Source organism: Schumannella luteola (genome assembly GCF_013408685.1).
GTDB lineage: Bacteria > Actinomycetota > Actinomycetes > Actinomycetales > Microbacteriaceae > Schumannella > Schumannella luteola.
The window spans coordinates 22683-36000 of sequence record NZ_JACBZY010000001.1 but is presented as its reverse complement, the minus strand read 5'-3'; the positions used below and the strand labels follow the sequence as shown (position 1 = coordinate 36000).

Genomic DNA, 13318 nt, shown 5'->3' with positions numbered 1-13318 from the left:
TGCGCGCCCGCGTGGTCGCGCAGCCGTCACCCGACCTCGTGACGCGGCGTCACTACCCGGCGGCTCCCGCGCCGAGAAGGGTGGAGGACATGAAGCTGCTCAACGCCATCCTGTCGCTCACCACCGCTCTCGGCGCCGCGCTGTGCGTGGCCTTCTTCGGCCTGCAGTACGGCCGCGGGCTGTTCACCGTGCTGCCCGCCGAGATCTCGGACTTCTTCGTCGAGAACGACTGGCTCAAGTGGTGGGCCTTCGGTCTCGTCGTCGTCAGCTTGCTGGTGAAACTCCCGGTGATCCAGGCGCTGAAGAAGCGCGGCGGAGAGAATCGAGCGTGATCTCCGACGTGCATGGCGACCCGGCGGTGCTGCGCCGGATGCGTCGCACGACCCTGCTGATCGCGATGATCGCGATCATGCCGATCGGCGTCGTCGTCGCCGTGATCAGCGCCGACAGCGCCTTCGAGGGCTGGATGCTCGCGCTCGGCCTGATCCTGTCGCTGCCGGTGTTCTTCATCTGGACGACCGACGGCATCGGCAAGGGCGGGGTGTTCGCCGCCGTGTTCTCGCTCGTGGTCTGGATCTCGTGCGCGCTGACCGGAGCGAGCCCGCTCGGGTTCTTCAGCGCGGCCCTGACGATCGGCCTGATCCTGCACCGCCTGCCCTGGCCCCGACTGCCGGCGACCCTGCTGCTCACCGGCGTGGTCGCGCTGTTCGGCGCGACCGTCTACCTGACGCAGCCGGCGTCGATCGAGCTGGCCGAGCGCTACATCCTCATGCCGTCCATCGGCACGCTCATCATCGTGGGCGTCGTCGCCCTGTGCGAGCGCGCCCTGCTGCTCGTGCACCAGGCCGAGCGGGCGAAGCAGGCCGAGGCGGCGCTCGCCGTCGAGCGTGAGCGGGTGCGCTTCGCCGGCGATCTGCACGACATCCAGGGCCACGCCCTGCACGTCGCCCGACTCAAGCTCGCGGTCGCCGAGCGCGTCATCGACAGCGATCCGGCGCGGGCGACCGCCGAGATCGGCGAGGTGCGCGCCCTCATCGGCGACACGATCGGGCGCACCCGCGAGCTCGCCTACGCGAGCCACGAGCTGAACCTGCCGGCCGAGCTGGAGAACACCCGCAACCTGGCCGAGGCCGCCGGCATCGCGGTCTCGATCGACGGGGATGCCGCGGCCTCGCGGGCAGCGCATCCGCTGCTGGCGCAGGTGCTGCGCGAGGCGACCACGAACCTGCTGCGCCACGCGCGGCCGATGACGCTGACCATCGCGGTCGCGCCCGGCGCGGTGCGGATCGAGAACGACGGCGTGGCCGCGCCCGTCGGCGAGGAGGATGCGGGCGAGCCGGACCAGCGCGAGCCTGCCCTGCGCGGGCTCGCCCGCCTGCGAGAGCGGCTCGAGGCGGAGGGCGGCTCGCTCGACATCGAGCGCGATCGCGGACGGTTCGTCGTGACGGCGACGGCGGGGTCCCCCGCGGATTCGGAGGAAGACGAGGCATGAGCGACCCCACGGCATCCGACCTCACGACACCCGACCCCACGGCATCCGACCCGGGCTCGCCCGACGCGCCCATCATGGTCGTGCTCGTCGACGACGAGCAGCTGCTGCGCTCGGCGCTGGCCACGCTGCTCCCGCTCGAGGGGCGCATCGAGGTGGTGGCGCAGGCCGAGGACGGCCGCGGTGCGATCGAGGCCGTGCGGAACCACCGGCCCGACGTGCTCGCGATCGATCTCGAGATGCCCGGCATGGACGGTCTCGAGGCCGTCGAGGCGATCGTCGCCGAGCGACCGCAGCAGAGCATCCTCATGCTCACCCGGCACGCGCGCCCGGGCGTGCTGCGGCGCGCGCTCAAGCTCGGCGTGCGCGGCTTCCTGAGCAAGTCGGCCGAGCCCGCCGAGATCGCCGAGGTCGTGCGCACCCTGCACGGCGGCGGACGCTGGATCGCCCACGAGGTGCTCGAAGCCTCGGTCGTCGACGACTGCCCGCTGACCGATCGCGAGCTGGATGCGCTGCGCGAGACCCGCGAGGGCTACTCCGTCGCGGTCATCGCCCGACGGCTGCACTTGGCCGGCGGCACCGTGCGCAACTACCTGTCGAGCGCGATGCAGAAGACCGGCACCTCGACCCGCCACGACGCGGCGCGGTTCGCCCGCGACCGCGGCTGGCTGTGAGCGCCGGACGCGCGAGCGCGAACTCCAGCACGAGAACGAGCACCAGCACGAGAACGAGCACCAGCACGACGAGAAGGACGAGCACGACATGACCGAGCAGCCCCACCCCGCCCGCCCGCTCTCCGATCTCGCCCGCGACCTCATCCACGGCGTCGCCGAGTTCGAGCCGACCGCTCGCGGCGTGCGCCTGCACCGGCTGCCGGCGAGCGCACGCCGTTTCGCCGATCCGCAGCTGCTCGCGATGGAGGCGCAGCCCTCCGGAGCGCGGCTCGCGACCGTCACGAGCGCGAGCTGGATCGAGCTGGTGGTGCACCCGAGCTTCGTCGCCTACCGCGGCGCCGACCGTCCGCGCGGGCGGGTGGATGTCGTGATCGACGGCGCGCGGGCCACGAGCGCCGAGCTCGCCGGCGGCGATGCGCTCGAGGTCGAGATCGCGACCGGATCGGCGACGCCCGTGCCGGGGGAGTCGCACACCCTGCGCTTCGAGCTGCCGGAGGGCGAGCACGTGGTCGAGCTCTGGCTGCCGTTCAACGAGGGCATCGAGCTGGTGGATGTGCGGGCGGATGCTCCGCTCGCGCCGGCGCCCGCATCCGGCCCGCTCTGGGTGCACCACGGCAGCTCGATCAGCCACGGGTCGAATGCGGCCGAGCCGACGGGCGTCTGGCCGGTCGTCGCGGCCCGGCGCGCGGGCGTGGAACTCCGCAGTCTCGGCTTCGGCGGCAGCGCGCTGGTCGACCCGTTCATGGCCCGGGTGATCCGCGATGCCCCCGCCGACGCGATCAGCATGAAGCTCGGCATCAACACGGTGAACCTCGACGGGATGCGGCTGCGCACCTTCGTGCCGGCCGTGCACGGGTTCCTCGACACGATCCGCGAGGGGCAGCCCGACACCCCGCTGCTGCTGGTGTCGCCGATCTTCTGCGGCATCCACGAAGACACTCCGGGGCCGTGCCTCATCGATCCGGCGACGCTCGGCGGCGGGCAGGTGAGGTTCCTCGCGAGCGGCGATCCGGCCGAGGTCGCGCGCGGGGCGCTGACGCTGCGGGTGATCCGGGATGCGCTGCGTGAGATCGTCGAGCAGCGCGCCGACGACGCGAACCTGGCCTACCTCGACGGGCTCGAGCTCTACAGCGAGGCGGATGCGGAGCGGCTGCCGCTGCCGGATGCCCTGCACCCGGGGCCCGAGGCGCACGCGCTGATCGGCGAGCGCTTCGCCGAGCGCGCCTTCGGCCCGGGCGGGGCGCTCGCCGCGGCGTTCTGACCGGCGTGAGCGCCGCTCAGTCGAGCGTGATCTCCGCCAGCCCGCTGAACGCGGCGAAGTAGGCGTCGAGCAGCGGACTGAGCTTCGAGCGCGGCGTGCGCGCCCACTCCTGCCAGGCGAGGTCGGCGGCCGAGACGGCGGCCGCGGCGAGGGCCCGGGCGGTGCGGTCGTCGCCGAGTCGCTCGCGCAGCGCATCGGCGAGGCTCGACTGCTCGTTGCGGCGCTCCCAGGCGAGGCGGCCCTTGAGCGCGGGCACGTCGGTGATCATGCGGATGCGCGCGCGGGTCACGTCACCGCGTTCCTCCGACGCGGCGACCATCGACTCGGCCGCGGCGCGCAGCAGCTGCCACGCGGTCATGCCGGGCTCGACGGGGGTCTCGGCGACGCGTCGGGCGTAGGCGCCGGCCGAGCCGCGGCTGGCGGAGACCACCGCATCCTCTTTCGACGCGAAGTAGCGGAAGAAGGTCGCGCGCGAGATGCCGATGCCGTGCGCGATCTCGTCGACCGTCACCTCGTCGAAGCCGTGCTCGGCGCAGAACGTGGCCGCGGCGTCGGCGAACTCGGCGCGGAGGATCTCGCGGCTGCGATCGCGTACCTCGTTGGCCATGACGTGGAGTCTACAAGGTGATACGGTGTCTGCTTGATGAGACGGCGTCTCACTATGACCCGACCCGAAGAAGAGGACGAACGACCGATGACCCAGACCCCGACCCAGGACATCCCCCTGGCCGCCGCCGACGGCGGCGGAGCGGACGGAGGCGCAGGTGCGAGCGCGCGTCAGCGCCACCCGGGCGCGATCCTCGCCGTGCTCGCTTTCGCGGGCCTCGGGGCGTCGTTCATGCAGACGATCCTCATCCCGATCCAGGGCGAGCTGCCGCGCCTGCTGAACACCACGAGCGACAACACGGCGTGGGTCATCACGGCCACGCTCGTCGCGGCCGCGGTCTGCACGCCGGTCGCCGGACGCCTCGGTGACATGTTCGGCAAGCGCCGCGTCGCGATGGCGCTCCTGCTGCTGCAGGCGATCGGCGCGATCGTCGCCGCGCTCTCGAACGACGTCGGCACCATGATCGTCGCCCGCGTGCTGCAGGGCATGGCGGCCGGCGTCATCCCGCTCGGCATCTCGATCCTGCGCGACGTGCTGCCGCCGCGGAAGCTCGGCTCGGGTATCGCCCTGGTCAGCGCCACGCTCGGCGTGGGCGGCGCGCTCGGTCTTCCGCTCAGCGCGGTCGTCGCCGAGAACCTCGACTGGCACGCGCTGTTCTGGGTCGCCGCCGGCATCGCGCTCCTCGCCTTCGCCGCGTACGCCGCGTTCGTGCCCGCGAGCGCGCAACGCACCCCCGGGCGCATCGACGTCGTCGGCATCATCGGCCTCGCCCTCGGTCTCGTGGGCGTGCTCATCGCCGTCTCGCGCGGCGGCGAATGGGGCTGGGGGGATGCGCGCACCCTGACCCTGCTGATCGGCGGCGTGGTCGTGCTGCTGATCTGGGGCGTGATCGAGCTGCGCGTGAAGGATCCGCTCGTCGACCTGCGCGTCAGCGTGCGCGGACCGGTGCTGCTCACGAACCTCGCCTCGGTCGCGATGGGCTTCGCGCTGTTCGCGTCGAACGTCGTGCTGCCGCAGTTGCTCGAGCTGCCGCGGGCGACCGGCATCGGACTGGGCCTGACCCTCACGGTCGCGGCGCTCATCCTCGCCCCCTCGGGCCTGGCGATGATGGCGATGTCGCCGGTCGCCGGCCGGGTCGAGCGCCGCTGGGGTCCGAAGCCGCTGCTCATCGTCGGCGCGGCCGTGCTCGCGCTGGCCTACGGTCTGGCGCTGCTTTTCCACGCCGAGGCGTGGCAGATCCTGCTGGTCAACATCGTGCTCGGCGTGGGCGTCGGCATGGGCTACGCGGCGATGCCCGCGCTCATCATGCAGGCTGTGCCCGCGCACGAGACCGGTGCGGCGAACGGACTCAACGCGCTCATGCGCTCGCTCGGCACGAGCATCGCCTCGGCCGTCGCCGGCGCCATCCTCGCCCAGTCGGTCACGACGGTCGGCGGGGTCACCGGGCCGAGCGAGGGCGGGTTCCTGCTCACGCTCGTGCTCGGACTCGGGGCGGCGGTGGTCTGCGTGATCGTCGCGGCGTTCATCCCGCGCCCGCGCGCCGACCAGAAGGGCTCGATCGAGCTCGGCTGAGTGGATGAGGCGGGTGCCCGCCTCGTCCGAGGACGCGCCGGGCACCCGCGTGGGTGCGCCGACGTCGCGCAGGTGGACGGCGCGGCGAGAAGCGCTCGCTCGCGGGTCGTGCGGTTCCGTGAGCGGCTGGTCGGGGCCGTGCTTCGGGCCGGCTGACACACTCGCGACCAGGGGCGACCAGGGGCGCGCTGGCGACGCGTTCGAGCGCGCGCGGTCGATCAGGAGGGTGCGGAGTCGAGTGCGATCCCGAGGTCGGTCTCGAGCAGCTCGAAGAAGCGGTCGATCGCGTCGGGGTCAGGGTCGATCGGGATGTGCAGGACCGCTGAGTCGGCCGCGATGCCGGGCGGTTCGGGCGGGGTGGGATTCTCGGGTGGGGTCGGCGGATCAGGCCAGTCGACGAGGTCGGATGGCTCGGGTGGGTCGGGTGGTCTCGGCGAGGTGGTCGTCGTCGTGGGATCGAATGTGACGCGCGGTGCGGGTGCGTTCTCGCGGTAGACGCGTCCCGTGTGCGAGGTCCACTCCAGCACCCCGCCGGGCAGCTGGCGCACCGTCCATCCGGTGAACTGCTTCATCGAGTGGTGCCGCTGGCAGAGGTGGGCGAGGTTGCTGAGCGCGGTGGGTCCGCCGAGGGCGTGGTCGAGGGTGTGATCCAGTTCGCAGCGGATGGCGGCCTGCCGGCATCCGGGGAAGCGGCAGTGCTGGTCGCGGGCGCGCAGGTGTCGACGCTGCGCCCAGCTCGGCCGGTAGGAGTCGACGGCGAACACGGTGCCTGAGACCGGATCGGTCAGCATGCGGGTGAGCGAGGGAGCGTTCTTCGCGAGCTCCCGGGCGGTGCCGGCGTCGATCGGGGAACGCCCGACCAGGTCGGCGGCCGACTCGTCGTAGCCGACCAGCGCGAGTGCCGGCACGACGACCTGCACCTGCGCGCGGATCGTGCCGAGTGCGCCCTCGCCGTCGCCGTAGCGAGTGGGATCGACGGCGGGAATACCGGCGAGGAGCAGATCGGCGAACACGTCGGTGCGGATCTGATCGATCCCCCGCTCATCGTCACCTGGGGAGATGTCTTTCACGGTCTGGCCCATGCGGGTGAGGCGGTCGAGGATCGCGTCGCCGATCACCATCGGGACGGTGGCGACGACGTCGCACATCCCGTCCCGCCCCGGGAACACGCGCACGCACCGCTCCCGCGCGGCCTCGTCGTGGCGTTCGGTGAGGCTGCGCTGGGCGAGCTGCTCGGCGTAGATCTCCAGACCGGCCCGGACCCGGTTCGGGGTATCAGCGAGGCTGCGGTCGATCGCTTCTGCTTCGAACTCGGCCCGTCGCTCGACGGGTACCGCCCGCCCGGCGGCGACGATGACGTTCATGTGCCCGCGGCTGATCAGCCCGGCTTCCCACGCGTCGACGGCGTCAGGGTAGAACTCGACCATCTCGCGGGCGTCGCCGATGCGACCCTGCACGACCCGGTCCGAGAGCCGCAGCACCCCGCCGAGCTCCGCGGCGACAGCCCGCAACGCCATGTCGTGCGCCTTCACGCTCGCGGCCGCACCCGCCGCCAGGGCTTCGGCGTAGAAGCCGGCGTCGGCGAGCATCCGCACCTCCGCGACCTGCGCCGCACACACTCGCGCCGACACGGTTCCGGCGCGCCCGACAAGGCCCTCGAGCGTGACCTCCCGAAGGTCGCCCGCACCCGCGAGACCACCACCGAGGTCATCGCCTCGCGGTGTCATCGGTGGCTTCTCCATACCCACACCATGACAGCCACCACTGACATCCACCGGTACCGGCCGCAGCATCAGAACCGCAGATCAGAAACACATGAGCCGCAGACTCCGACTGCATACGCCACCGACATCTCCACCTCCCCATCTGCGCCCGCTGTCGCCCGCGTGTGCCCGTAGCGAGATGCGCGAACCGCGCACATCCACACAACGAGCGGTACCCCGCCGCCACCGCCGAACCGAAGCGCCACCCGGCCGAACCGGACCGCCGCCACCTTCGTCGCCTACGCTGCCGTGCCGCAGTCGGCTCCGCCGCCACCGAGACGGACCGCGACCGAGCTGCAGCGAGCCGCCCCGCCCCGCCCTGCGCCGCACGATCCCGAACCGCACGCCCGACGCCGCGGAAGCTTCCGTGGCGTCTCGCCTCGACCGCTGGCCAACCGCAGACGTAGCGGCCTACCCTGGCCGCACATCCGCCCGTTCCGTCGGCCGTGACCTCACCGCGTGCCGCGCCGGGTGATCCGAGCGGCGAAGGAGCCGACATGAGCGAGATCGTGGTGCAGGAGTTCATGACCCTCGACGGCGTCATCCAGGGGCCGGGCGGCGACGGGGAGGACGAGGAGGGCGACTTCCCGTACAGCGGCTGGCAGATGGATTACGACGCGGATGCGGCGGACGGCAGCGGCGCCGATGACGCCGCGGACGGCGCCGCCGACGGCACCGCGGGCGATGAGGGCGACGGCCTGATCGCCGAGTGGGAGAGCCGCACCGGAGCGCTGCTGCTCGGTCGCAAGACCTACGACATCTGGGCGCGCGCCTGGGGCGTGTGGAGCGAAGACGAACCGGGACTGATGGGCGAGTTCACCCGTCGCTACAACCGCGTCACGAAGTTCGTCGCGTCATCCACGCTGACCGACCCGACCTGGAAGAACACGGTCGTCGTGCGCGACGTCGCGAGCGAGGTCTCCGCGCTGAAGCAGCGCACCGACATCGACGGCGAGATCCGCGTGTGGGGCAGCGCCGATCTCATCCGCTCGCTCGGCGAGCATGACCTCGTCGACGAGTACCGGCTGTCTACCCGCTCGTGCTCGGCACGGGCAAGAGGCTGTTCCCCGAGGGCTTCGCCCTCAGCCGCTTCAGCGTGGCCGAGACACGACCGCTCGCCTCGGGCGCGGTCGTCAACGTCTACCGGCGCGAGCGCGACTGACGCGGGCAGGGTCGGGTCGGCGTCCGGCACCTTGGGGCGGCGGATGCGGGCGGACGCCGGCGGATGCGGTCGGTCCGCCCGGCCGGGCGTGGCCTGCGCCGGCGTCACGGCGTCGGTCGGCGGTTCTACGCTCGCGACATGAGCGATGTCGACATGCATCCCGCTTCGGGCAGTGACTCCGCGGCGGGCTCGCGCTCGTCGGCCGACGCGGCGGTGGCCGTGCCGCTTCCTGCGGCGTCGACCGCACCGGTGCCGACCGCGCCGGTCGCCGATGCCGCCGTGCGTCTGGGCGTGCCGCTGCGCTGGGCGCCGCCCGCGCTGAGCCCCGTGCTGCTCGAGCGCCCCTTCACCGGACCGGCCGCGCCCGTGACCCACCTCGGCAGCGTCGACGTCATCCTCGAGGTGATCGACGACGCGCGCTCCGGCGACGTGCTCGTGATCGACAACGGAGGCCGCCCCGACGAATCGTGCATCGGCGACCTGATCGTGGCCGAGGCGGCGCATGCCGGCATCGCGGGCATCGTGCTGTGGGGACTGCACCGCGACACCGCCGAGCTGCGGCGGATTGGCCTGCCGGTGCACAGCCTCGGGGCTCTGCCCGCAGGGCCGCGCCGGGTGCCGCCCGCCGGCTCGGCGATGCGCGTGGCGAGCATCGACGGCGTGCTCCTGCACGGCGGCGAGATCGTGGTCGCCGATGACGACGGCGTGCTGTTCCTGCCGGCCGACCGCGCCGACGAGGTGCTCGCCGAGGCCCGGCGCATCCAGGCCGTCGAGTCGCGGCAGGCCGAGCTGATGCGGGGCGGGCGCTCACTGCGCGAGCAGCTCGACTTCGCCGCCTACCGCGCCGCGCAGCGCGCCGACCCCGCGCTCACGCTGCGCGCCTACCTGGCCGCACGCGGAGCGGCGGTCGAGACCTGAGCGGATGCCGCGGGTCGCGTCGTGCGCCGACACCGGCCCGGCCCGTGTCACCTGCGCGCGGTAGCGTCGAGACATGACCCCGCCCGAGGCCGTGCCCGACGCCGTGCCCTTCGACCTCCCGTCCGGAGAGCGCGCCGTCGCCGAGCTGCTGCGGGCCCTCGGGCAGGACCCCGCCGAGGAGCGCCTGCGCCGCACCCCGGAGCGCTTCGTGCAGATGCTGGCCAACGCGATCCAGCGCGATCCGCTGCCGCCGGTCTCCTTCATCGACGGACCGGCCTCGCGCGACCTCGTCGTCGTGCACGGCATCCCGTTCCGGTCGCTGTGCGAGCACCACCTGCTGCCGTTCCGCGGCGTCGCGCACGTCGGCTACCTGCCGGGCGAGCACCTCGTCGGCGTCTCGCTGCCGGTGCGCGTGGTCGAGCACTTCGCGCGCGGGCTGCAGCTGCAGGAGCGCCTGACCGAGCAGGTCGCCGACTGGCTGGATGCGAACCTCCAGGCCCGCGGCGTCGGCGTCGTGATCGAGGCCGAGCACCAGTGCATGTCGTTCCGCGGCATCGGCGACGCGGGCACGACCCTGCTGACGAGCGCGTTCCGCGGCGAGGTCACGTCGCTGCCGTCGCCGTTCGAGTCGATCGGGACAGCGGATGCCGCGTCCGCGTCGACCGCTGACTCCTCGCCGGCCGACGCCTCCGGCGCGGAGTGACCCCGGTGGGAGTTCAGCGCATCGGGCGACGCGAGTTCGACTTCGCGCGGCAGGTCGCGGTCATGGCCGTCATCAACCGCACCCCCGACTCCTTCTTCGACCAGGGCGCGACCTTCGCCCTCGATCGCGCCGTGACCGCCGCCGTGCGCGCGGCCGAGCAGGGCGCCGACTGGGTCGACATCGGCGGGGTGCCCTTCGGTCGCGGTCCCGCCGTCTCGACCGAGGAGGAGATCGATCGCGTCGCTCCGGTCATCGCGGGCGTCGCCGCCGAGACGGATGTCGTCATCTCGGTCGACACGAACAAGGCGGCCGTCGCGCGGGCCGCGATCGAGGCGGGCGCCGCCGTCATCAACGACACGAGCGGACTCGGTGATCCCGACATGGCGGCCGTCGTCGCCGACAGCGACGCGAATCTCGTCATCACGCACAGCGTCGGTCCGCCGCGCGAGGAGAAGCCGCCCGCGCACTACGGCGACGTCGTGGATGAGGTGCGCACCTTCCTGAGCGAGCGCGTCGCGCTGGCCGAGGCGGCCGGCATCCGCCGCGACCGGCTCATCGTCGATCCGGGCCACGACCTCGACAAGAACACGCTGCACTCGCTCGAGCTGACCCGGCGCATCCACGAGCTGACCGCCATCGACCTGCCGCTGCTCGTCGCCGTCTCGAACAAGGACTTCATCGGCGAGACGATCGACCGCGAGAAGAAGGACCGCCTCGCCGGCTCGCTCGCCGCGATGGTGGCCTGCATCCTCGGCGGCGCACGCATCGTGCGCATGCACGACGTCGAGGCGAGCATCGACGCGGTGCGCATGACCGAGGCGATCCTCGGGCTGCGCGCGCCGGTGCGGCTCGAGCACAATACGCATCCGACGCACAACGTCTGACGAGCGGAGGCTCCCGTGACGACCCGCCTCGACCGGCTCTGGCCCGATCCGCTCGACGGACTCGGCGACGACGATGTGCTCGCGACCTACGCGCCGCCGCTCGGGGAGAGCGCGTATCGGCCGGATGCGGGCGAGGTGGATGCGGGCGAAGTGGATGCGGGCGGCGCCGACGCGGGCGACGGCGCCTGGCTGCGCCTGAACTTCGTGTCGAGCCTCGACGGCGCCGCGACCCGTGAGGGGCTCTCCGGCGGACTCGGCCGCGGCGGCGACAAGCGGGTCTTCGACCTGCAGCGGCGCTGGGCCGACGTCGTGCTGGTCGGCGCCGGAACCGCCCGTGCCGAGGGCTACGGAGCGATGGTGCTCGACGACGACGCGGTCGCCTGGCGTCGTGCCCAGGGGCTCGCCCCGCATCCCGTGTTCGCTCTCGTCAGCGGCCGGCTCGATCTCGACCCGGCTTCGCCGATCTTCGCCGAGGCACCCGTGCGCCCGATCGTCTACACGGTCGCGAGCGCTCCGGCGGGCGCCCGCGCGGCGCTCGCGGCGGTCGCCGACGTGATGGATGCGGGCGACACGTCGGTCGACCCGGCCCGCCTGCGCGCCGAACTGGCGGCGCGCGGCCTGCGGCGCATCCACGCCGAGGGCGGACCGAGCCTCGCCGGCGCCTTCCTCACGGCGGGCGTCGTCGACGAGCTCTGCCTCACGATCGCGCCGACGCTCGAGGGCGGCCCCGCCGGCCGCATCGCCCACGCCGACGCGGCCGCCCCGACCGGGATGCGCCCGGCGTCGGTGCTGCTCTCCGGCGACGGCGAGCTGCTGCTGCGCCACGTGCGCGCCTGACCTCTCCGCCGAACGCGAGGTCTCGTTCGAGCGCGCGGCGTCGTCGCCCCGCGCTCGGAACGGAACCCCGCGCTCGCGTCCGTGCATCGTCGGCGGCTGCCGACAGGATGGGTGCATGGCGAAGAAGACCGACCCCGCCCCGCGCCTCGACCCGCTGCGTCTGCACGGGCTCGAGGAGGGGGACCCGACCGCGCTCGCCGCGGGTGAGTCGTACGAGGGCCTCCGCATCGCCGGCGCCGACCTCACCGAATGGGATCTCTCCGGCGCGACCTTCACCGAGTGCGAGCTCGTCGACTGGACCGTGCACGACACCGGCCTGCGCGCCATCCGCCTGCTCGAGACCCGCCTCGAACGGCTGAACGCTCCCGTGCTCGTCGCCCCGCGCGCGACCCTGCGCGACGTCGAGATCGACGGCTCGCGGCTCGGATCGGCCGAGCTCTACGACGCCGAGCTCGAGCGCGTCGTCGTGAGCGCCTCGAAGCTCGGCTGGCTGAATCTGCGGTCGTCGCGGCTGGAGGACGTGCTCTTCCGCGGCTGCCGCTTCGACGAGCTCGACCTCGGCGGCGCGACGCTCGCCCGCGTCGCCTTCGAGGACTGCACTGTCGACCGACTCGTGCTGCACGGCGCCCGCGCCACCCACCTCGACCTGCGCGGGCTCGAGGTGAGCGCGATCGACGGGATCGAGGGGATGCGCGGCGCCCGCATCGGCGAGGTGCAGGCCGCCGCCATGACCGGGCTCTTCGCGGCGCACCTCGGCATCGAGATCGCCGACTGAGCCGCGAGCGCCGTCGGGTGCGCGGCGTACCCTTCTGCCCACCGCATCCGCCGACGAAGGAGTCCGCATGGCCAGGATCAGCGTCACCGAGAGCGTCACCCTCGACGGGGTCATGCAGGGCCTCGGCCGCGCGGATGAGGACACCCGCGGCGGCTTCGACCGCGGCGGATGGGGCGACGGCTACCAAGACGAGGCGTCGATGCGCTTCATGGGCGAGGGCATGGCCGAGCAGGGCGTGATGCTCTTCGGCCGCCGCACCTACGACGACGTGCTCGGCCACTGGACCGCGGTCACCGAGTCGAATCCCTTCACCGAGCACCTCGTGAACGCGACCAAGTACGTCGTCTCCCGGTCGTCGCACACGCAGCTCGCCTACCCGAACTCGACCCTGCTCGCGGGCGACGCGGTCGAGACCGTCGGCCGGCTGAAGGGCGAGGTGGATGGCGCGATCTCGATCATCGGCAGCGGCGAACTCGTGCGCGCGCTGCACGCCGCCGGACTCGTCGACGAGTTCACGCTGCAGATCCACCCGATCGTGCTCGGCGCGGGCACGCGACTCTTCGCCGACGGCGACGCCGAGCGCGGCGCCGTCGCGCGGGCCGACCTCGTGCTCGAGCGCTCGGTCGTCACGTCGACCGGGCTGATCATCGCCCAGTACTCGGTGCGGCGCTGA

General features: G+C 72.9%; 14 protein-coding genes. 12 read left to right on the top strand and 2 right to left on the bottom strand.

What is annotated here, in order from left to right; all coding sequences use genetic code 11:
- Positions 1–89: 89 nt before the first annotated feature.
- The 4 genes from BJ979_RS00160 (at position 90) to BJ979_RS00145 (ending at position 3424) form a co-directional block, all read left to right on the top strand.
- Positions 90–332 (top strand): hypothetical protein, encoded by a 243-nt coding sequence (locus BJ979_RS00160; RefSeq protein ID WP_179564022.1) that lies wholly within the window; start codon positions 90–92, stop codon positions 330–332.
- A complete protein-coding gene (locus BJ979_RS18010; protein WP_179564019.1) occupies positions 329–1492 on the top strand; it encodes a sensor histidine kinase in 1164 nt (387 codons plus the stop codon). The genes BJ979_RS00160 and BJ979_RS18010 overlap by 4 nt, the downstream gene beginning before the upstream one ends.
- A 74-nt stretch (positions 1493–1566) precedes the next feature.
- Complete coding sequence (locus tag BJ979_RS00150; RefSeq protein WP_179569848.1) at positions 1567–2163, top strand: response regulator transcription factor; 597 nt, start codon at positions 1567–1569, stop codon at positions 2161–2163.
- 88 nt (positions 2164–2251) lie between these two features.
- Positions 2252–3424 (top strand): GDSL-type esterase/lipase family protein, encoded by a 1173-nt coding sequence (locus tag BJ979_RS00145; protein ID WP_179564017.1) that lies wholly within the window; start codon positions 2252–2254, stop codon positions 3422–3424.
- 16 nt (positions 3425–3440) lie between these two features.
- Here BJ979_RS00145 and BJ979_RS00140 read toward each other — a convergent pair whose 3' ends face one another.
- Positions 3441–4031 carry a TetR family transcriptional regulator gene (locus tag BJ979_RS00140; protein WP_179564015.1) on the bottom strand — a complete coding sequence of 197 codons (591 nt, stop codon included), beginning with the start codon at positions 4029–4031 and terminating at the stop codon, positions 3441–3443.
- An 87-nt stretch (positions 4032–4118) separates the two neighbouring features.
- Between BJ979_RS00140 and BJ979_RS00135 the strand changes: the two genes are divergently transcribed.
- A complete protein-coding gene (locus tag BJ979_RS00135; protein ID WP_179564013.1) occupies positions 4119–5603 on the top strand; it encodes an MFS transporter in 1485 nt (494 codons plus the stop codon).
- Positions 5604–5821: 218 nt separating this feature from the next.
- On the opposite strand, the gene BJ979_RS00130 is transcribed toward BJ979_RS00135, so the two are convergent.
- Positions 5822–7330 carry an HNH endonuclease signature motif containing protein gene (locus BJ979_RS00130; protein ID WP_246286651.1) on the bottom strand — a complete coding sequence of 503 codons (1509 nt, stop codon included), beginning with the start codon at positions 7328–7330 and terminating at the stop codon, positions 5822–5824.
- A 533-nt stretch (positions 7331–7863) separates the two neighbouring features.
- On the opposite strand from BJ979_RS00130, the gene BJ979_RS00125 reads away from it, so the two are divergent.
- The 7 genes from BJ979_RS00125 to BJ979_RS00095 all read left to right on the top strand — a co-directional run bounded on the left by BJ979_RS00125 (position 7864) and on the right by BJ979_RS00095 (position 13318).
- Positions 7864–8670 carry a dihydrofolate reductase family protein gene (locus tag BJ979_RS00125; RefSeq protein WP_179564009.1) on the top strand — a complete coding sequence of 269 codons (807 nt, stop codon included), beginning with the start codon at positions 7864–7866 and terminating at the stop codon, positions 8668–8670.
- Positions 8667–9446, top strand: a complete 780-nt coding sequence (locus tag BJ979_RS00120; protein WP_246286650.1) for an RraA family protein — start codon at positions 8667–8669, stop codon at positions 9444–9446. Before BJ979_RS00125 ends, BJ979_RS00120 begins: the two co-directional genes overlap by 4 nt.
- A 73-nt stretch (positions 9447–9519) precedes the next feature.
- Complete coding sequence (gene folE / locus BJ979_RS00115) at positions 9520–10149, top strand: GTP cyclohydrolase I (protein WP_179564007.1); 630 nt, start codon at positions 9520–9522, stop codon at positions 10147–10149.
- Between the two features lie 62 nt (positions 10150–10211).
- On the top strand, positions 10212–11033 hold the full coding sequence (folP, locus tag BJ979_RS00110; RefSeq protein ID WP_179569843.1) for a dihydropteroate synthase: 822 nt from the start codon (positions 10212–10214) through the stop codon (positions 11031–11033).
- 15 nt (positions 11034–11048) lie between these two features.
- The gene (locus BJ979_RS00105; RefSeq protein WP_343046522.1) at positions 11049–11870 is read left to right on the top strand and encodes a dihydrofolate reductase family protein; all 822 of its coding nucleotides are present in this window, start codon (positions 11049–11051) and stop codon (positions 11868–11870) included.
- 115 nt (positions 11871–11985) lie between these two features.
- Positions 11986–12645 (top strand): pentapeptide repeat-containing protein, encoded by a 660-nt coding sequence (locus tag BJ979_RS00100; RefSeq protein WP_179564005.1) that lies wholly within the window; start codon positions 11986–11988, stop codon positions 12643–12645.
- A gap of 67 nt (positions 12646–12712) precedes the next feature.
- Entirely contained in the window at positions 12713–13318 is a 606-nt protein-coding gene (locus BJ979_RS00095; RefSeq protein WP_179564003.1) for a dihydrofolate reductase family protein, read from the top strand.

Excerpts from the sequence above, each read along its gene's own strand:
- BJ979_RS00160 (WP_179564022.1), top strand. The coding sequence starts at position 90 with ATGAAGCTGCTCAACGCCATCCTGTCGCTCACCACCGCTCTCGGCGCC.
- BJ979_RS00150 (WP_179569848.1), top strand. The coding sequence starts at position 1,567 with ATGGTCGTGCTCGTCGACGACGAGCAGCTGCTGCGCTCGGCGCTGGCC.
- BJ979_RS00145 (WP_179564017.1), top strand. The coding sequence starts at position 2,252 with ATGACCGAGCAGCCCCACCCCGCCCGCCCGCTCTCCGATCTCGCCCGC.
- BJ979_RS00140 (WP_179564015.1), bottom strand. The coding sequence starts at position 4,031 with ATGGCCAACGAGGTACGCGATCGCAGCCGCGAGATCCTCCGCGCCGAG.
- BJ979_RS00135 (WP_179564013.1), top strand. The coding sequence starts at position 4,119 with ATGACCCAGACCCCGACCCAGGACATCCCCCTGGCCGCCGCCGACGGC.
- BJ979_RS00130 (WP_246286651.1), bottom strand. The coding sequence starts at position 7,330 with ATGACACCGCGAGGCGATGACCTCGGTGGTGGTCTCGCGGGTGCGGGC.
- BJ979_RS00125 (WP_179564009.1), top strand. The coding sequence starts at position 7,864 with ATGAGCGAGATCGTGGTGCAGGAGTTCATGACCCTCGACGGCGTCATC.
- BJ979_RS00120 (WP_246286650.1), top strand. The coding sequence starts at position 8,667 with ATGAGCGATGTCGACATGCATCCCGCTTCGGGCAGTGACTCCGCGGCG.
- folE (WP_179564007.1), top strand. The coding sequence starts at position 9,520 with ATGACCCCGCCCGAGGCCGTGCCCGACGCCGTGCCCTTCGACCTCCCG.
- folP (WP_179569843.1), top strand. The coding sequence starts at position 10,212 with ATGGCCGTCATCAACCGCACCCCCGACTCCTTCTTCGACCAGGGCGCG.
- BJ979_RS00100 (WP_179564005.1), top strand. The coding sequence starts at position 11,986 with ATGGCGAAGAAGACCGACCCCGCCCCGCGCCTCGACCCGCTGCGTCTG.
- BJ979_RS00095 (WP_179564003.1), top strand. The coding sequence starts at position 12,713 with ATGGCCAGGATCAGCGTCACCGAGAGCGTCACCCTCGACGGGGTCATG.